The sequence below is a fragment of the Lacibacter sp. H407 genome, assembly GCF_037892605.1.
In the GTDB taxonomy this organism is placed as follows: Bacteria; Bacteroidota; Bacteroidia; order Chitinophagales; family Chitinophagaceae; genus Lacibacter.
Window position 1 is genome coordinate 664,479 of the sequence record NZ_JBBKTU010000001.1, and the last position, 17,986, is coordinate 682,464.

The 17,986-nt window shown below is 41.4% G+C and carries 16 protein-coding genes; 4 read left to right on the forward strand and 12 right to left on the reverse strand.

Going from position 1 to position 17,986, the window contains the following annotated elements:
* Positions 1–21 precede the first annotated feature (21 nt).
* Together fabF and WG989_RS20945 are read right to left on the reverse strand one after the other, a co-directional pair.
* Entirely contained in the window at positions 22–1,272 is a 1,251-nt protein-coding gene (fabF, locus tag WG989_RS02795; protein ID WP_340427196.1) for a beta-ketoacyl-ACP synthase II, read from the reverse strand.
* 45 nt (positions 1,273–1,317) lie between these two features.
* Positions 1,318–1,722, reverse strand: a complete 405-nt coding sequence (locus WG989_RS20945) for an acyl carrier protein (RefSeq protein WP_445298471.1) — start codon at positions 1,720–1,722, stop codon at positions 1,318–1,320.
* Positions 1,723–1,782: 60 nt separating this feature from the next.
* Here WG989_RS20945 and WG989_RS02805 point away from each other — a divergent pair, with 60 nt between their 5' ends.
* Positions 1,783–2,214 carry a GNAT family N-acetyltransferase gene (locus WG989_RS02805; RefSeq protein ID WP_340427197.1) on the forward strand — a complete coding sequence of 144 codons (432 nt, stop codon included), beginning with the start codon at positions 1,783–1,785 and terminating at the stop codon, positions 2,212–2,214.
* A gap of 22 nt (positions 2,215–2,236) precedes the next feature.
* Here the strand turns inward: WG989_RS02805 and WG989_RS02810 are convergent, their stop codons facing one another.
* Positions 2,237–2,962: a LytR/AlgR family response regulator transcription factor gene (locus tag WG989_RS02810; protein WP_340427198.1), complete on the reverse strand. Its 726-nt coding sequence runs from the start codon at positions 2,960–2,962 to the stop codon at positions 2,237–2,239.
* Positions 2,934–4,073: a sensor histidine kinase gene (locus WG989_RS02815; RefSeq protein WP_340427199.1), complete on the reverse strand. Its 1,140-nt coding sequence runs from the start codon at positions 4,071–4,073 to the stop codon at positions 2,934–2,936. Before WG989_RS02815 ends, WG989_RS02810 begins: the two co-directional genes overlap by 29 nt.
* Before the next feature lie 271 nt (positions 4,074–4,344).
* Between WG989_RS02815 and WG989_RS02820 the strand changes: the two genes are divergently transcribed.
* Positions 4,345–5,715: a vanadium-dependent haloperoxidase gene (locus WG989_RS02820; protein ID WP_340427200.1), complete on the forward strand. Its 1,371-nt coding sequence runs from the start codon at positions 4,345–4,347 to the stop codon at positions 5,713–5,715.
* 106 nt (positions 5,716–5,821) lie between these two features.
* Here WG989_RS02820 and atpA read toward each other — a convergent pair whose 3' ends face one another.
* The 8 genes from atpA to WG989_RS02860 form a co-directional block, all read right to left on the reverse strand.
* On the reverse strand, positions 5,822–7,402 hold the full coding sequence (atpA, locus tag WG989_RS02825; RefSeq protein WP_340427201.1) for a F0F1 ATP synthase subunit alpha: 1,581 nt from the start codon (positions 7,400–7,402) through the stop codon (positions 5,822–5,824).
* A 59-nt stretch (positions 7,403–7,461) separates the two neighbouring features.
* On the reverse strand, positions 7,462–8,025 hold the full coding sequence (gene atpH / locus WG989_RS02830; RefSeq protein ID WP_340427202.1) for an ATP synthase F1 subunit delta: 564 nt from the start codon (positions 8,023–8,025) through the stop codon (positions 7,462–7,464).
* Positions 8,026–8,097: 72 nt separating this feature from the next.
* Entirely contained in the window at positions 8,098–8,592 is a 495-nt protein-coding gene (gene atpF, locus WG989_RS02835; RefSeq protein ID WP_340427204.1) for a F0F1 ATP synthase subunit B, read from the reverse strand.
* 93 nt (positions 8,593–8,685) lie between these two features.
* Complete coding sequence (gene atpE, locus WG989_RS02840) at positions 8,686–8,922, reverse strand: ATP synthase F0 subunit C (RefSeq protein WP_340427205.1); 237 nt, start codon at positions 8,920–8,922, stop codon at positions 8,686–8,688.
* Positions 8,923–8,958: 36 nt separating this feature from the next.
* Entirely contained in the window at positions 8,959–10,089 is a 1,131-nt protein-coding gene (gene atpB / locus WG989_RS02845) for a F0F1 ATP synthase subunit A (protein WP_340427206.1), read from the reverse strand.
* Between the two features lie 188 nt (positions 10,090–10,277).
* Positions 10,278–12,065, reverse strand: a complete 1,788-nt coding sequence (locus tag WG989_RS02850) for an ABC transporter ATP-binding protein (RefSeq protein WP_340427207.1) — start codon at positions 12,063–12,065, stop codon at positions 10,278–10,280.
* Positions 12,066–12,159: 94 nt separating this feature from the next.
* Positions 12,160–13,443, reverse strand: a complete 1,284-nt coding sequence (locus tag WG989_RS02855) for a DUF5690 family protein (protein ID WP_340427208.1) — start codon at positions 13,441–13,443, stop codon at positions 12,160–12,162.
* A gap of 73 nt (positions 13,444–13,516) precedes the next feature.
* Positions 13,517–15,700 (reverse strand): hypothetical protein, encoded by a 2,184-nt coding sequence (locus WG989_RS02860; RefSeq protein ID WP_340427209.1) that lies wholly within the window; start codon positions 15,698–15,700, stop codon positions 13,517–13,519.
* Between the two features lie 155 nt (positions 15,701–15,855).
* Between WG989_RS02860 and WG989_RS02865 the strand changes: the two genes are divergently transcribed.
* Both WG989_RS02865 and WG989_RS02870 read left to right on the forward strand, forming a co-directional pair.
* Complete coding sequence (locus tag WG989_RS02865) at positions 15,856–16,542, forward strand: response regulator (protein WP_340427210.1); 687 nt, start codon at positions 15,856–15,858, stop codon at positions 16,540–16,542.
* Between the two features lie 13 nt (positions 16,543–16,555).
* Complete coding sequence (locus WG989_RS02870) at positions 16,556–17,647, forward strand: sensor histidine kinase (RefSeq protein ID WP_340427211.1); 1,092 nt, start codon at positions 16,556–16,558, stop codon at positions 17,645–17,647.
* Positions 17,648–17,986 lie beyond the last annotated feature (339 nt).

Here is a 17,986-nt window from a genome sequence, read left to right on the forward strand (position 1 = left end):
TAGTAACAAATCTAAAGTAAATCAGGAATATTTTTTTACAATAACAGAAGCATTATGTCCACCAAATCCAAACGTATTGCTCAAAGCAGCCCGTACCGTACGTTTCTGTGCTTTGTTAAACGTGAAATTTAATTTGGGATCAAGCTCCGGATCGTCTGTAAAATGATTAATAGTAGGTGGAATGATATCGTGCACCACACTCATTACACAGGCAATGGCTTCCAATGCACCCGCTGCACCAAGGCAATGACCCGTCATTGATTTGGTAGAACTAATGTTGAGATTGTACGCATGCTCACCAAATACACTCATGATGGCTTTGGTTTCTGCAATATCGCCGAGCGGTGTAGAAGTGCCGTGTACGTTGATATAATCGATATCAGATGGCTGTAAGCCTGCATCTTTCAATGCAACGGTCATTACATTTTTTGCACCAAGCCCTTCGGGGTGAGGGGCTGTTATATGATGAGCATCGGCAGTGGCACCACCACCGGCTATTTCACAATAAATTTTTGCACCACGTTGTAACGCATGTTCGAGGCTTTCCAGCACTAACATTCCTGCTCCTTCGCCCATCACAAAACCATCACGGTCCTTATCAAACGGACGACTTGCAGTTGCAGGATCATCGTTACGCTCACTCAATGCTTTCATGGCGTTGAAACCACCAACACCTGCAGCACTTACCACTGCTTCGCTACCACCGGTTAAAATGATATCTGCTTTACCGAGGCGTATATTATCGTACGCATCAATAATCGCATTGGTAGATGAAGCACATGCTGATACAACTGCAAAATTGGGACCTCTGAAACCATGACGCATAGAGATTTGTCCGGCTGCAATATCGAGGATCATCTTTGGAATAAAGAAAGGATTGAAACGGGGTGTTCCATCACCATTGGCAAAGTTGACCACTTCTTCCTGAAAGGTAATAAGGCCGCCAATACCACTTGCGAAGATGACACCTACACGATCTACATCAACATTGTCTTTACTGATGCCGGCATCTTTTACAGCCTGATCACTAACAACCAATGCAAATTGGGTAAAGCGATCGATCTTTCTCGCTTCCTTCCTGTCCAAATAAGTTGTTGGATCAAAATCTTTCACCTCGCAGGCAAAACGTGTTTTGAACTTCGAACAATCAAATTGCTTGATGTGATCAGCACCAGATACACCATTAGTCAAACCCTCCCAATATTCATCAAGAGTTTTGCCTAATGGTGTAAGGGCACCAATTCCGGTAACTACTACTCGTTTGAGCTCCATAAGTTGCCTGGGAAAGATTAATTACACTGAATATCCAGTGGTGAATTACTTAGCGTGTTCTTCTAAATAAGCTACTGCCTGACCAACCGTTGTGATGGTTTCAGCTTGTTCATCGGGAATAGAGATGTTAAACTCCTTTTCAAATTCCATGATCAGTTCAACTGTGTCTAATGAATCAGCTCCCAGATCATTGGTAAAAGAAGCTTCAGGATTTACTTCTGACTCTTCAACACCTAACTTGTCTACGATGATTTTTTTTACTCTTGCTGCGATGTCTGACATTGTCGTAATAATTTGGTTACAGGTTGCAAAAATAGAGTTTTTACTCAATTGGCAAGCGTTCTGATAAAATTGTCTGAAACTGTTCATTTTCAGGAAGTTTCCCCGTATTTTAAGCCGCTTCAGAAAAACAAGACAAGCTGGGTAACCATCAAACGTGAAACCAGACATGTACGACTGTTTGTTTTTACCTAAAAAAATGTAACTTGTCAATCCTGCTTAAACTTACTTATGGCGCTGAAACAAATCGACTTTGGAACTTCTGAATACCGTCAAATGCTCAGTTTGCGGTATGAGATACTACGCAAACCGCTTGGGCTGCAATTTACTCCCGAAGAGTTGGAGCATGAAAAGAACGACATCCTGATTGCTGCATTTGAGGAGGAAAAGATGCTCGGCTGCTGCTTTTTAACTGCAATCGATAGCCAACATGTAAAGCTTCGGCAATTGGCGGTGCAGAATAATCTGCAGGGAAAAGGCATTGGCGCATCGTTAATGAATTTTGCTGAAAACATTGCCAGAGACAGAGGTTTCCGCTCCATTCAACTCAATGCCCGTAAAGCAGCACTTGAGTTTTTTGAAAAGCAGGGATACAAAACAGAAGGCGATGAATTTATACAACTTGGGATTCCGCACTTTTTAATGAAGAAAAAATTGCGGTAGTATTTTATTATTCCGGCTTCTGTTACAATTGCCGCTGATGCTCCTGCAATTTTTCCATGACTGATTGTTTGTATAAACGTCCGATCGGGATTTCTTTTGATGCCAATTGAACTGAGAGGGCATTGTATCCGGTCAATTTACTTAATGAAACCATATACGACCGGTGAATACGTAAAAACATATGCTCCGATAACAGATTTTCGAAAGCAGTAATGGATTGCTTCACCAGGAAATGCTTGTCTCCGGTAAGAAATACCATCACATAATCTTTCCAGCTTTCGATATACTCAATTTCGTTCACAAAGATCTTCTTCATATCCTTGTCCACTTTCAGGTAAACAAATGCAGCTGAATTGGAGGTTTCGCCTGTTGATACAGAAGAGGTTTCTTTTCCCATCAGTCGATTAAGCTTGGTAATGGCCTTAAAGAAACGTTCAAACGAAACAGGTTTCACCAGGTAATCAACAGCATCCAACTCAAACCCATCAACAGCATATTCACGATAGGCTGTAACAAAGATCACTTTTGGAGGGTGTGAAAGATTTTTCAAAAACTCAGTACCGATAATACGGGGCATTTTTATGTCAAGAAAAATTACATCCACGGCTTTTTGGTGAAGTATATCTAAAGCTTCAATGGCATTTCTGCATTGGCCCACAATTTCAAGCCCGTTTATGGAAGAAATATATCTTGCCAATACTTGTAATGCAGGTGGCTCATCATCTATAAGCAGGCAGCGAAGTTTCATGCCGTATGTTTTGTGCGATGATCAATGGAGAATATGTATTCGCAGTTGCGTGTGCTGCGTCAGACAAAATAAGCATCAGCGACACAACATAGAAATTCCCTTCATCATTAATTTTCAATTCGTATTTACCTTGGTAAAGAAGCTCAAGACGCTTTTTAACGTTGTTGATACCAATACCATTTTTACTTTCCTGTACATACTCGTTTTTACTGTTTACAATTTTGCACAGGATCGTATCATTTTTTACCGAAATGTCTACACCCAGCCATGGTTGCTCAATTTGTTCTGAAGCACCATGCTTAAACGCATTTTCCAAAAAGGGAAGTAGCAATAACGGGGCGATAAATTTGTCTTTTATTTCGCCGCTTACGTTCCAGGATATTTCAATTTTATTTCCATAACGTTCCTTTTCCAGATCAAGATAATTTTTCATGATCTCGATTTCTTTCTCAAGCCGCACTTCTTCTGTTTTACAATCGTATAGCATATAACTAAGCAGCGATGATAATTTTAAAATAAGCCCTGGTGTTTTGGGTGAATTATCGAGTGAAAATGAATAGATGTTATTGAGTGTGTTGAATAGAAAATGCGGATGAACCTGTGCTTTCAACAACTGAAGTTCTGCAGTTGCTTTTTCCTGTTGTACACGCATCCACTCTCTTTGCTTGATCGTCCACAGCTTAAAGAATTTTATGATCATAGGGCTTGCTGCAGAAGTAGTCATGCATAAATAGCAAAATGCGAGTGGCCCTCTTGGAAGAATATTATCTAAGCCCATTGCTTCCTGCGCAGGAATTAATACATAACTTCTGTAACCCGCATCAATGTAAAGCCCAAGTATCCCCCATAACAACACCAGCAAAAAAAACTGCCACAATCTTCCTTTTAATAAAAGATATGGAATAGCACCGTATACTAACGGATAGCCGAATAATATAAACGCAGGCACCCACATGATCATATTGATCAGTTGCCGGCCATATGAAAGCGGTACCCCTATCACTACCCAGAATGCAGCCCATATAGCAATATGAAATGTCCAATAAAACAAATGACGCCATACACGATAGCGGGGAGAAAAAATAAAGTCGTTATATAAAAAGGAGTTCATGAATTTGTCAACTACAAGTTAAACAATTGGCTGCAATCATTTTCATCCTGAATGCATGTAATAGACCAACCGCAAATATTTCCGACAAACAACTTGTTTTTCTGCCAAAAGCCTTTTGCCCAAATCGATCTGCTTTATTTCTACGAAACAAGTACGTTCAGCGAATACAGATCAACAGCGCCATCACTACTATTTATCTTGTTTCAATAAAATGAAGAGACTTATGAACACAACATCAAACTACATATTATCAATCACAAAACACTTCATTATGAAAAAGAACATTCTCTATGCATTTCTATTTACATCACTAACACTTATTCACTATTCCTGTCAGAAAGAAATTTCTGTTTCAGGCAAAGAAACATTAGCTGGAATAACAGTAAGAAACAGCGATCAGGGTCACTTACAACAAACCAAAACATTCTCTTCCGATGTTGCAATTCAATGGATGAACATGCAGGTGTGGCAGATGTATAAGTATCCGGGCATAGTTGGCAATGTGGCTTACTCACGTCATTATGCATACAGCGGAATTGCATTATATGAAGCAGTAGTACCCGGTATGCCTGCCTACCAGTCCATCGCTCCACAACTGAATGGGTTGAGCGGTTTGCCCAAAACAAAACCCGGCGCAGGTTATCATTGGGCTGCCAGCGCCAATGCAGCATTAGCTTCTATCAACAAAAAGCTTTTTCCTGCCGCCAGCGCTGAGAACAAAGCTGCTATGGATGAACTGGAAGCAACACTGCTTGCACAATACAGTAGTGAAGCTGATGCGGCCATCATCGAACGATCTGTTGCATTTGGCAAAGCAGTTGCCGAAGCTGTATTTAATTGGTCCGAAACAGATGGCTATCAGAATAGTAATAACCCCTATACGGCACCTGCAGGAAAAAGCGGTGGCATTTATTGGACAGCGCCCAATCCAATGCCGGTTCATAGTTTACCATATATCGGTAACCTTCGTCGTATCGTTTTAAATAGTGGCGAAGGAGCAGAATTACCTCCACCTCCTTATGATGAACTTGAGGCCATGACCATTGAAGTGATCAACGCTAAACCTGCGCCCGGTACCAATGAATTTAAAATGGCTTTCTGGTGGAGAGATTTTCCCGGCACCAGTACCCCCGGCCACTATGTAAGCATCTTAAGACAAGTGTTACAAAAAGAACATGCAAGTCTTGATATTGCAGCGCTTGCGTATGCTTTGGGCGGTATTATTGATGTTGATATTACCATCAGCACCTGGCAGGACAAATACAAATATCTTTTAGCACGGCCTTTTAATTATGATGATGTGATTGGTCAATCATTTCTACCTCTGCTTGGTGCCCCGCATCCTGAATATCCTGCAGGCCACGCAACGTTATCTTCTGCAAATGCAGAAGCAATGACCGCTGTATTCGGTGATAATTATTCTTTTACTGACAGTACATTTTATATTTATGAAACCACCAATCCTGTAGGAAGCAAACAACCTCCCCGCTATTTTAATTCATTTCGTGCGGCAGGAGAAGAAGCTGGCTGGTCAAGATTGTACGGTGGTATTCATTACAGACAATCAATTGAAGCCGGGTTTTGGCAAGGAAGAAAAGTTGCACATAATATTATCTCGAATCTGAAATTTCTGAAAGATTGACCGGCTGTTGCTGACAAAACACAGCACCACAAAAATTGTAAAGCCACATCTATAAAACAAAAGGGAGTCTTTCGACTCCCTTTCCTATTTCACTTCTTTCTTATAATTATGCTTTATATTGAGGAATCAGGCTGTTTGCCATGTCCACCATTTTCTTGATACCATCTTCAGGTAAAGCACCTTTCTTAAACTCAGCTAGAACTTCCGGTAATTTAACTTCCATTTCGTGTAAGAAATGTTCTTCAAATTCCTTCATTTTACGAATAGGTACAGCATTCAACAAACCATTAGTACCGAGGTAGATGATCGCAATTTGATTTTCTACTTTAAATGGAGAGTATTGTGCCTGCTTCAGAATTTCCACGTTACGTCCACCCTTATCAATTACAGATTTTGTAGCAGCATCCATATCACCACCAAACTTAGAGAAGGCTTCCAACTCACGGTACAATGCCTGATCCAGTTTCAAAGTACCGGCTACTTTCTTCATTGATTTGATCTGAGCGTTACCACCCACACGGCTTACTGAGATACCTACGTTGATCGCCGGACGGATACCTGCGTTGAACAAGTTACCTTCCAGGAAGATCTGACCATCGGTAATTGAGATCACGTTTGTAGGAATGTATGCAGATACGTCACCGGCTTGTGTTTCAATGATCGGCAATGCAGTTAACGAACCTCCACCTTTTACAAGGTGCTTGATGCTGTCTGGTACATCATTCATATTCTTAGCAACACTGTCATCATTGATCACTTTTGCAGCACGCTCAAGCAAACGACTGTGGAGATAGAATACATCACCAGGATATGCTTCACGACCCGGAGGACGTTTCAGCAACAATGATACTTCACGATAAGCAACGGCCTGTTTTGAAAGATCATCATAAATGATCAATGCAGGACGTCCGGTATCACGGAAGAACTCACCAAGTGCTGCACCCGCATACGGAGCGTAGAACTGCTGAGGAGCCGGATCACTTGCAGAAGCCGCAACGATGGTTGTGAACTTCATTGCACCATTATCTTCCAGTGTTTTCATAACACCGGCGATCGTTGATGCTTTTTGACCAATGGCCACATAAATACAATATACAGGCTTACCTGCTTCGAAGAATTCTTTTTGGTTGATGATGGTATCAACAGCAATCGCTGTTTTACCAGTTTGGCGATCACCAATGATCAACTCACGCTGACCACGACCGATCGGGATCATCGCATCAATCGCTTTGATACCTGTTTGCAATGGTTCTTTTACCGGCTCACGGAAGATTACACCCGGTGCTTTACGCTCCAATGGCATTTCATATAATTCACCTGTGATGGGACCTTTGCCATCAATTGGTTCGCCCAACACGTTGATCACACGTCCGCACATTCCTTCGCCCACTTTGATCGAAGCGATCTGTGAAGTACGACGCACATTCGAACCTTCTTTGATATCTTTTCCTTCACCCATCAATACCACACCCACATTATCTTCTTCAAGGTTCAATGCAATGGCACGTACACCATTATCGAATTCTACCAGTTCACCGTAGCGAACATTGTTCAATCCATATACACGGGCAATACCATCACCCACTTGTAATACGGTACCTACTTCTTCCAAATCAGCACCAACATTGAAATTGCTTAACTGCTGGCGAAGTATCGCTGAAATCTCATCCGGTTTAATATCTGCCATGACGCTTTATTTAACCCCCATGCCCAAACGGACGCATGAGGAAAGTTTACAATTGAATTTTATCTGATATTCTGTACGTAAATATTTTTCTGGAATTGAGCCTTAAGGTCTCTCAAATCACGTGCAATACTTGCATCGATCAGGTTACCGTTGTACTCAAGTTGAAATCCGCCAACAATTCCTTCGTTCACTATGTTTTCCAGTTCCACATGCGCTAACGATGCATCAGCCATAACCTTTTTTACGATCGCAGCTTTCAACTCTTCACTTGCAGGTGATACGGTAGTAAGCTTAACACGATGTATACCTTTGATCGCATTGTATTGCTCAACAAATGCAAACGCAATTTCGGGCAATGTGTTTTCACGGCCTTTCTTTACAATTAAATGAATAAATGCAGCTGCCAATGGGCCGATCTTTTTGCTGATTACTTCAGTAAGTATTTTATCCTTTACATCAGCCTTGATCACCGGACTGCGCAGCACATTTGTAAACTCTTTGCTTTGCTTGCACACATCCTGCAAATATTTCATGTCGGTATACACCTGCTCCAATTGATTTTGCTCCTGAGCGATATCAACCAGCGACTTTGCATAACGACCTGCGAGACGGGGATTTTGCATAAAAAATTCAGCTTTTAGCTTTGAGCTTCAGGCTGCGGGCTTGTGGCTTGCAGCGAATAGCTTGTTGCTGTATTAGTTCAATTTAATTTCTTCAGCCAATTTGTGGATATACGCTTCCTGATCGGCTTTGTTTGCCAGATCACGACGCAAAATTTTTTCACTTACCTCAATTACCAGGTTGCCGATCTGATTTTTCACATCAGTAATAGCAGCCATTTTTTGCTGGTTGATAGCAGCCTGTGTTTCTACCATGATCTTGTTTGCTTCAGCCTTGGCAAGTTCTTTAGCGTCGTTGATGATCTTTTCCTTTGTTTCACGTGCTTCTTTGAGCATCTGTGATCTTTCTTCACGGGCTTTGATCAACAATGCTTCGTTCTCGTTTTTCAACTGCGCCATTTCAGCTTTCACTTTTTCAGCAGTTGCTAACGATTCAGCAATACCCTGCTCCCGTTCGTGCAATCCTTTGATGATAGCAGGCCAGGCGTATTTTTTCAATAGAAAAAACACAACTAAGAAAGCAACCAATGTCCAGAAAAGTAACCCTAAGGCGGGGGTAAGTAAACCCATGATTTTTTATTTTAAAACGTTCGATGTTAGTTTAAAAATACTGCATCCTCCGCCCTGTGCTTTGGATGCAGTAAAATGTTTGTGCGGCAATGATTACAACACCATTGCAAGGAAGCCCACGATAATAGCAAACAGAGCAGCTCCTTCTACGAGTGCCGCAGTAAGGATCATGTTTGCACGGATGTCGTTAGAAGCTTCTGGCTGGCGTGCAATTGATTCCAATGCACCTTTACCAATCTGTCCGATACCGATACCGGCACCTACAGCTGCTAAACCTGCACCTACTGCACCACCTGCATTTGCTACCGCATCTAAAAGAATTAAATCCATTGTTTTGAATTTATAATTGTGAAAAATAAAAACCGATTAATGATGTGCTGCTTCTTCGCCGTGACCATGATCACCTTCCATTGCCTGGCTGATGAATACAGCAGTAAGCATAGTAAAGATGAAGGCCTGCAGGAACGCAACCAATATTTCAATGAAATAAATGAAAATGGTAAAAGGAATAGAGATCACTGTTGATCCGATACCAAAGCCCTGTCCTAATTTTTCGGTGAACACGAAGATCAGCGAGATCAAACAGATAATGATAATATGCCCCGCCACCATGTTGGCGAAAAGACGTATGATCAATGCTCCAGGTTTGATCAACACAGCACTCAGTAATTCCACAGGAACCAAAATGAATTTTACACCTAATGGTACTCCGGGAGGGTTGAAGATATGACCCCAGTAATGCCTGTTTGAACTGAACAGAATTACGATAAACGCAATTAAACCAAGCACCACTGTAAAAGCAATATTACCGGTTACGTTAGCCGAACCCGGAACCAATCCAAAGATGTTATTAATGAGAATAAAAAAGAATACTGTTAAGAGGAATGGCAGATACTTGGGGGCTTTTGCACCAAGGTTAGGAATTGCTACTTCATCACGCACAAATGTAATGATGGGCTCGAAGAAATTCTGTTTGCCCTTTGGCGCACTCGTTACACCCAACCCTTTGCCGTATGATTTGGCAATGCTGATCAATATCCAAACCAAGATGAAAAGCGCAAGAAGCATTTGCACCACATTGCGTGTGAGCGACAGATCAAATACTTGTTCAGTTGGATCAGTTGATACGATCTTTTCGCCGATTTCTTCCTTTACAAGTTTGTACCCGTTGTACTCTGCATGGCCATGTTCAAATTTTGAAGACATGAACACAGACAGGCCTTTTTGCTGCGAATAAAGAATTACTGGGAGCGGGAAACCAACCGCATGGCCGTTCCAATCGAAAAAATGGAAATCATGGCCGTCCATAATATGACCGAAGATCACTTCTTTGGCATCAAAGCCTTCTTTTTTGGGCGCATGCTCGGCACCGGCGTGCTCAGGCTGTGCCTGCTCATGCCCTTCCTGTTCGTGTTGTGCATAAGCACCTTGAGCCATCGTCAACAAAAATCCGCTGAAAACCGCTACCAATAAGGATTTGAAGCTCTTGAACGCCATACGTTTCCTGAAATTTGGCGCAAAGATAAGGAGCGGCAGGTGAAAAAAAGGGAAAACTAAATTGAAAACGGAAAAAAGTTGTTCAGGTTAATCGAGACCCATTTTGCGGCGCTCTTCTTTGATTTTTTCGAGTTCAATCACATCAATCTGCTCTTTTGGGCGAAGCACAGCTTTCTAGGGATAGATAATTATACAATCGCCTTCGAAAACTGCATTTCATGCAATTTGGAATAATAACCGCCAAGCATCAGTAGTTCTTCATGGGTTCCCATTTCTTTGATCTCGCCTTTATCCAACACAATGATCTTATCGGCCTTACGGATGGTAGACAATCGGTGTGCAATTACAATCGACGTTCGCCCTTCGATCAGTTTGTCGATCGCATGCTGGATCATTTGTTCAGTTTCGGTATCAACAGCGGAAGTTGCCTCATCAAGGATCAAAACGGATGGATTGAACAACAACGCCCTGATAAAACTCAGTAACTGACGTTGGCCCTGGCTCATGGTGGCACCCCGCTCCATTACATTAAAATCATAATTATCGGGCAACCGCATAATAAAATCGTGCAGACCAATCAGCTTAGCCGCTTCGATCACCTGCTCTTTTCCGATCGCTTCGTTTCGTAGCGTTACATTTTCAGTAATAGTTCCGGCAAACAGAAATACATCCTGCAACACCACGCCAATTTTACTACGGAGTGCATCTAATTCGTATTCCTCGATCTTCACGCCGTCGAGTTTGATGCTTCCCTTTTGAATATGATACAAGCGGTTGAGCAAACTGATGATCGATGTTTTACCACTTCCTGTATGACCAACTATCGCCACTGTATCACCTGCATTCACCGTAAACGAAAGATCTTTCAATACCCAGTTCTCATCGTTGTAAGCAAACCATACTTTTTCAAATTCAATTTTACCAGCCACTTGTGTCATTGGTTTGTATGCATCGGGGGCAGATTCTTTTATTTCATCTGTATTATCCAATACTTTAAATACACGTTCACTCGCCACCATGCCCATTTGTAATACGTTGAATTTATCAGCAATAAAACGAAGCGGACGGAACAACATGTTCAGCAATATGATAAAGGCCATGATCTCACCCGCCATTTTTGCCGCTTCGCCATTGGTTGCTGAAACAGCTTGTCCCGCACCAAACCAAACCAATAGGCCCAGTGAAATAGCCAGAATAATTTCCACTACCGGAAAGAAAACAGAGTACGCAAAAATTGCCTGGATGTTTGCATTGCGATGATCTTTATTAATGCGGTTAAACTTACCGAACTCTTTTTGCTCAACAGCAAATGCCTGTACCACCTGCATGCCTTGAATGTGTTCCTGCACAAATGCATTTAATGCCGCAACTGCATTGCGTACACGATGAAAACTTTTGTTGACACTTTCTTTGAAATAATACGTTGCAAGAATGAGAAAAGGAAATGGAATGAGACAGATCAATGTTAATTGCCAGTTGATATAAAACATTGTAAACAACACAGCAATGATGGTGAGAAAATCGGCGAGAATCGGAATAAATCCTTCTGCAAATACATCGCTGATGGTTTCAATATCGTTCACCGTTCTTGTGGTTAATGTACCGATCGGTGTTTGATCGAACTGCCGGAGATTCAACCCAAGAATTTTTTTAAATACGTTTACCCGCAGATCTTTCACCACCGTTTGTCCAAGCCATGCAGTAAAATAGGAAAAGAAAAAACGGAGTACAGTCTCAACAATAATCAGTGCAATTTGAAAGATGGTAATACGAATTACCATCTCCGCCATATTATGCTGAATATAATCGTTTACCGTTGTATTGATCAACCATGGCCTTACAGGTGCCATTACCGCCAGTACAATAGCCAAAATAATGGAGCTGTTAAACCTGCGCTTGTACGGCGATGCATAACCGATGATACGGCTGAGTAATTTAAAATCGAACACCTGCTTTTTTCCTGCTTTCTGCTCCAAGCGTTTTTACATTTAGCGGCAAAGGTAAACTCTTTCGGTTTGTGGCCGAACCTCATCGTATTAACCGGATGCTAAAAAGGATGAGTGGCGATGTTCAGGAACCTGATTGCAGTTGATATTTTCGGTTAAAATAAAACAACGAGAAAATGCTGGCTATTATACCCGCCACTGCAAACACGATCACGAGTTGCGAATAAAATGAAACCCAGTTGAGTTGCAGTTTCAATAATTCCTTTGATAACATTACCGTGATGCTGCCCAAGTAACCCCATGCATCTGCTACATAAATCAGAAACCCGACATTGCCCGCAATGGTGAATGATGCAAGCAATCGTTCAAAAAACACACTGTTGAATAACACATAGGCGATGTATAAACCCAAGCCGGTAAACTGCATCCAGCTGGCACCGGAAATAAGTTGTTGTTTAAATAATACCGAAGAGAGCCCTGCTACTAAAAACCCAAGAATCATCAACACATGAATAATACGAAAGGCACGCATATTCTTTCTTACAAACACCAGCATACCGATCATTCCCAACACCACTAACGAAGTGATGGTTTCTGTTTTTGCAAACACGGCTGCATTGCCGCCATAACCTAACTCCGCCCACATATTTCCCATGTAATTATCACGGAGATCACGCATAATGGTTAGCAGAAGATAAATGATCACAAAGGAGATAACACCAGCGCTGAACTGTTTCAAAAAATGTTTTCGCTCCGGTTGATTCATGGGCAAACGGATCGTTCGTTCAGCTACATCATCAGCATCAGGAAAAGGTGCCCTCTCTAATAAAAAATAAAAAAGCAGCAAGGGGACAGCAAACAACGAAGCTGTTGCAAACGGCATCCAGTATTCCGTAACATTCCATTCAAGCAACAACCATTTCCCTACACTCCTGCTAAATCCGCCGGCAAAAATGAAACTAACGGCCAGCACTACCCCAATAAAATCGGTGGCTCTTCTTCCCTCCACATAACTGAACACCACGCCCCACATAAAACCAAGTGTAAAGCCATTTACCAAAAAGCAAAGAATGCCCCACGGTGCGGGAACAATAGCAAACAATAATAAACTCAGCCATGCAACGCCTACCATCAGCAAACTCGTTTTCCATCTTCCACGTCGTTGCAGTTCGGAAATAAATTTGATGCCATAGAATTTACTCAACATATAGCCAACTACCTGGCTGATGATGAGTAATGTTTGATAAGATACTTTTCCAAACTGCAATCCATCAAACGTTGCAACTGTAAATGGTTTGCGAAATGCAAAAATGGAAGCGTAGGTAAAAAAAACAACAACAGCTAAGTAAACTGCTGCTGCAATCTGCTTAGCTGAAAAAGTTGAAGGGGTAATTAGTTGTTGATTCAAAGCAACGGGAAGATAATGGATTTTTTTGGGTGAGTCACCCGCAGTAGTATTCGGGGTGGCTCACCGGCAATCATTACATTTCACCGGTTGCTTTGCGATATGCTTTGATAAAGATGGCACCAAGGTTTTTATGTGGTGGTACATAATCTTTCATCAGCTCATTTGCTTTTGGATCATTTTTTACAGATGCGGTGATCTGCTGCCAAACAGGAATCCATTCAATATTGCGTCCGTTACGGATATCTTCATTCAATGCACGAAGAATGGGTTCGTTTACAGAATAACTACCAACCTGTTTGGTGGAAATGATATGTGCATCTTCATTTACATTCAAAATTTTCGCCAGGTTCTGATAACCACCACAAGAACCTAACATAACGATACGTGAGGATGGCAGCATTTGCTGAATGGTATATTTCAAATGATAACTGTGCCCACGATGGACCACAAAACTTGGATTGATATTATTCTTCGTTAAATAATCAATTAAACTCTGTTGTGCTTTTGCATCCAGATCCTGCTTATAATCCAATGGAAGATTTGCATAAATGGTGTACGGCTTTCCTTTAATGGAATTGATGGTTACCCATTCTTTGCCTGTTACAACTTTCCATTCAGGCTTTCCGTTGAACAGTCCCATAAAGTTTCGGAAGGAAGTAACACCATCTTCATCACCATAAAAAAATACATGTTGTACCACACGGCCACTATCATCGGCAATACTGTTGTAATCTACTTTGTACACCGGAGGTATCCCCAGCTTTGCAGAAAGATCCAATGTTGGATCTGAAGCTGATTGAAACAAGGTTTGCAAAATATTATAGATCACTTCGCCTTTACGGTCTTTTTCCTGTAAGCTTTTTTCATAATTCTGCTTTACTTGCTGCTTCAAAAAATTCTGCAGATCTAAATCGGTAATACTGCCATAGCTATCGGCCACATCCACCGCATCTTCCAATGAGCCGGTTTTCTGCAAGCCTTGTACAAAAGCATACATTAGTTTTAAACTTCTGTCTTCCGGCATAGCTTTCAAGAAATCATCCAAACGGTTGTAGTTTGCTGCTATCTTGATAAACTTTTTGAACTTGTCAAAATTCAATGACATTAGTAATGAATCGCTTCTTCGTCCGGGAAAACGGGTCATCATCCGGTCGTACAATTTGGTGTACGTACTGGTATAGATCACTTCTTCCGTTGTAACAATCAAATAATAAATTTCCTGTGAACTCAATGGATCAGAAACACGCATCCGCACAGCATCAGGTGAATCGTGCAGATCGTTCATCACATTTACAAACACATCAGTTGCTTTGCGTTCAAGCATTTTATACAATACATCCGCAAGCACAGGGGTATCGCCGGTTGCAATTCGGTTATAATAACTTGTTTGTGTTTTTACCAGCAGTTTGTAATAGGCCAACTCGTTTTCCACAACTCCTCTGATATCATCGATCGTTAAGCGGTTGCTCAACAGCTCATCCAAAAAAGGAAGATACAAGGTACCATTCAGGATAGAGCTGAGCTTGGCAATGGTTTGAACTTTTGGATTTGTATTGCGGCGAATAACTCTTGCAGCAACCGACTTGGTAGCTTGTGCATAGCTGTATACTTCCATGGGAATTTTATCAGCCGCCAGTATAATTAAACTATCTGCAAATGGTTCGCTCTCAAATGGAGCAATGCCCGGTAAAATAAACGATGGGTTGATCCTCGCTTTTTTCAGAAACACCATCTTCTTGATATCATTCAGCTCATTTGTTTGAACAAAAATGGTGGATAATAATTCAGCTCCCTGGTAAGGTAATTTATCAAACACCGGCATCATGCTCTGGTTGTTTGCCTGCAGTTTCATACATTCCTCGTAACTGCTGAAGAGTTGGGGGATCAATGGCGTTACTTCTTTTTCTTTTGCCCGGCTTGCAATGGCCTGTAACAATTCACGAAGCGAACGAAGCTGACCGATCTTGAAATTATTATCGCCGTCCATCCGTTCGATATCCAGCTGCATTTCATCCACCCTCCGCAAAATCACGTCAGTGATCTGGATGTTCAGGTCTTCATTGGTTGTAAGCTTCAGGAAATTATCAATCTTACCATCTACCCGGTCGGTACGTTTTTGTTCTTTATCAATATTCTCATGCCATATTACACGGGTCATGGGAATTTTCACCACATTGGTATCAAACGTGATCCTGTTTTGTGCAAACGCTGCCAAACCACAAAAAACCAGCAAAGTTGTAAAGGCGTATTTTCTCATTGCGTACAAAATTAACCTCAATTTTCATTCAAAAGCAGAATCGCTTCAGGCCTATACCTACAAAAGCATGCCCAAAGCGCTAAAACTCGTTAACAATTTTATAATATTACGAACGCTATTGCATGGAAGCAGGCATCTACATTTGCAACACAGTCATGGAATCCAAAGGAAAAAAAATTCTTATTGCCGACGACGAGCCTGATATTCTGGAAATACTTGAGTACAATCTTACGGTTGAAGGATATACGGTAGTTAAAGCAAAGGATGGCGATGAAGCACTCGACCTCGCCAAAAAGCAACAGCCCGATCTCATTATTCTCGATGTAATGATGCCACGCAAAACCGGAATGGATGTGTGCCAGATACTACGCTCCCAACCTGCGTTTGCCGATACACGCATTATTATGCTCACTGCCCTGAACGATGAAGCCAATCATATCAAAGGATTGGAAATGGGTGCTGATGATTATGTAAGCAAACCGATCAGTCCTAAAGTGCTTATCAGCCGTGTAAATGCACTCTTCCGCCGCACGTTCAAAGACGATGATACGATAATCAAAGTAGGTGATCTGCAAATTGACAAAGAACAGTTCATGGTAAAATATCATGGACAAGATATTGTACTTGCCAAAAAGGAATTTGAATTGCTTGCGCTGCTTGCTTCCAAACCAGGACGTGTGTTTCTCCGTCATGAAATATTAAACCAGGTGTGGGGTGCTGATGTAATTGTGGGCGACCGTACCATTGATGTACACATCCGCAAAATCAGGCAGAAGCTCGATATCGATTGTATTACCACCGTAAAAGGTGTTGGGTATAAGTTTGAGATGGGCACAACTTAATTCCTGATTATTTTTGTTTGTTTCTATAACCGACAAACAAACCATGCTTACTCCCCGCCAGATCAGTCCTGTACAGGTTGCCGCTATCACAGCATTCACTATTTCCGTATTGGTTGGTTTGGCGAATTACTTTTTTATACGGAGTTGGTGGATCGCTTTGCTGAGCTTTGCAGTGTTGTTCCTCATCAGTTATTTACTCATCCGTTATTTTACCGAGCGGTTTATTTATCGCCACATCAAACTCATTTACAAATTCATTTCGCAAACAAAAGCTACCAAGCGGGAAGAGTTTTTTAATAAATCTATTTTGCCCGAAAAAAGTTTACGAGAAGTAAGCGAAGAAGTGAAGGAATGGGCCGAACAAAAGAAAGAAGAAATTGAAACGCTCAAACAAAACGAACAATACCGCAAAGAATTTTTACAAAACCTGAGCCATGAATTAAAGACGCCCATTTTTGCGGTGCAGGGTTATGTAGATACACTATTGAGTGGTGCCATGCAGAAAGAAGAGGTGGCGAAAAAATTTTTACTGAACACCTCCCGTAACATCGATCGTTTGGTAAACCTGGTTGACGACCTGGATGAAATTTCTAAACTTGAAAGTGGCGAACAGCAATTGTACAAAAGCAATTTTGTGATCCAGGAGCTGGTGGAAGAAATATTTGAAAGCCTATCTATTAAAGCAGCAGAAAAACATATTAAGACTTCCATTAAAAAAGGTTCTGAATTACCGATCACAGTCTATGCCGATAAAGAGAAAGTGCGAATGGTATTGATCAACCTGGTTGATAATGCCATCAAATACGGAAAACAAAACGGCAGTATTGTGTTTAGTGTATATAAAACGCATAGCAATCTTGTACTTATTGAAATAAGTGATGATGGGTTTGGCATTGCAGAAGAACATCTCACACGCATTTTTGAACGTTTCTACCGTACCGATCTTGCACGCAGCCGCAAAGAAGGTGGAAGCGGCTTAGGCCTTTCCATTTGCAAACACATTATTGAAGCACACGGACAAACCATGCATGTACGCAGCACATTGGATGTAGGCACCACTTTCGGATTTACATTACAGGGCCGAATGGAAAAAGAAGAAGCATAACTGCACTTTCCAAAATAAAAAGGCCGTTCTGAAGAATCAGTACGGCGTAGTTCCCAGTCAAGTCATGAGAAAAAATGAACCCTCGATTGTTTAAAACTGCTAAACGATAAGTTTTTTTACTGCGCTGTAAAGATGTGGTTGCTGTTTTACCAAATGATGATGGAAATATGTTGGAATTGTTATTTCAAAAAAGCTGATAGCTACAAGCTATCAGCTTTTAGTAATACATTCCCGGCTATCAATCTGTTTTTACCTGCATTTAAAAGCTAAGGGCTCCAAATAAAAAAGCCCCCCGGGAACGGGAGGCTGAATAGAGGATACTTGCTTAAGGAAAATCTT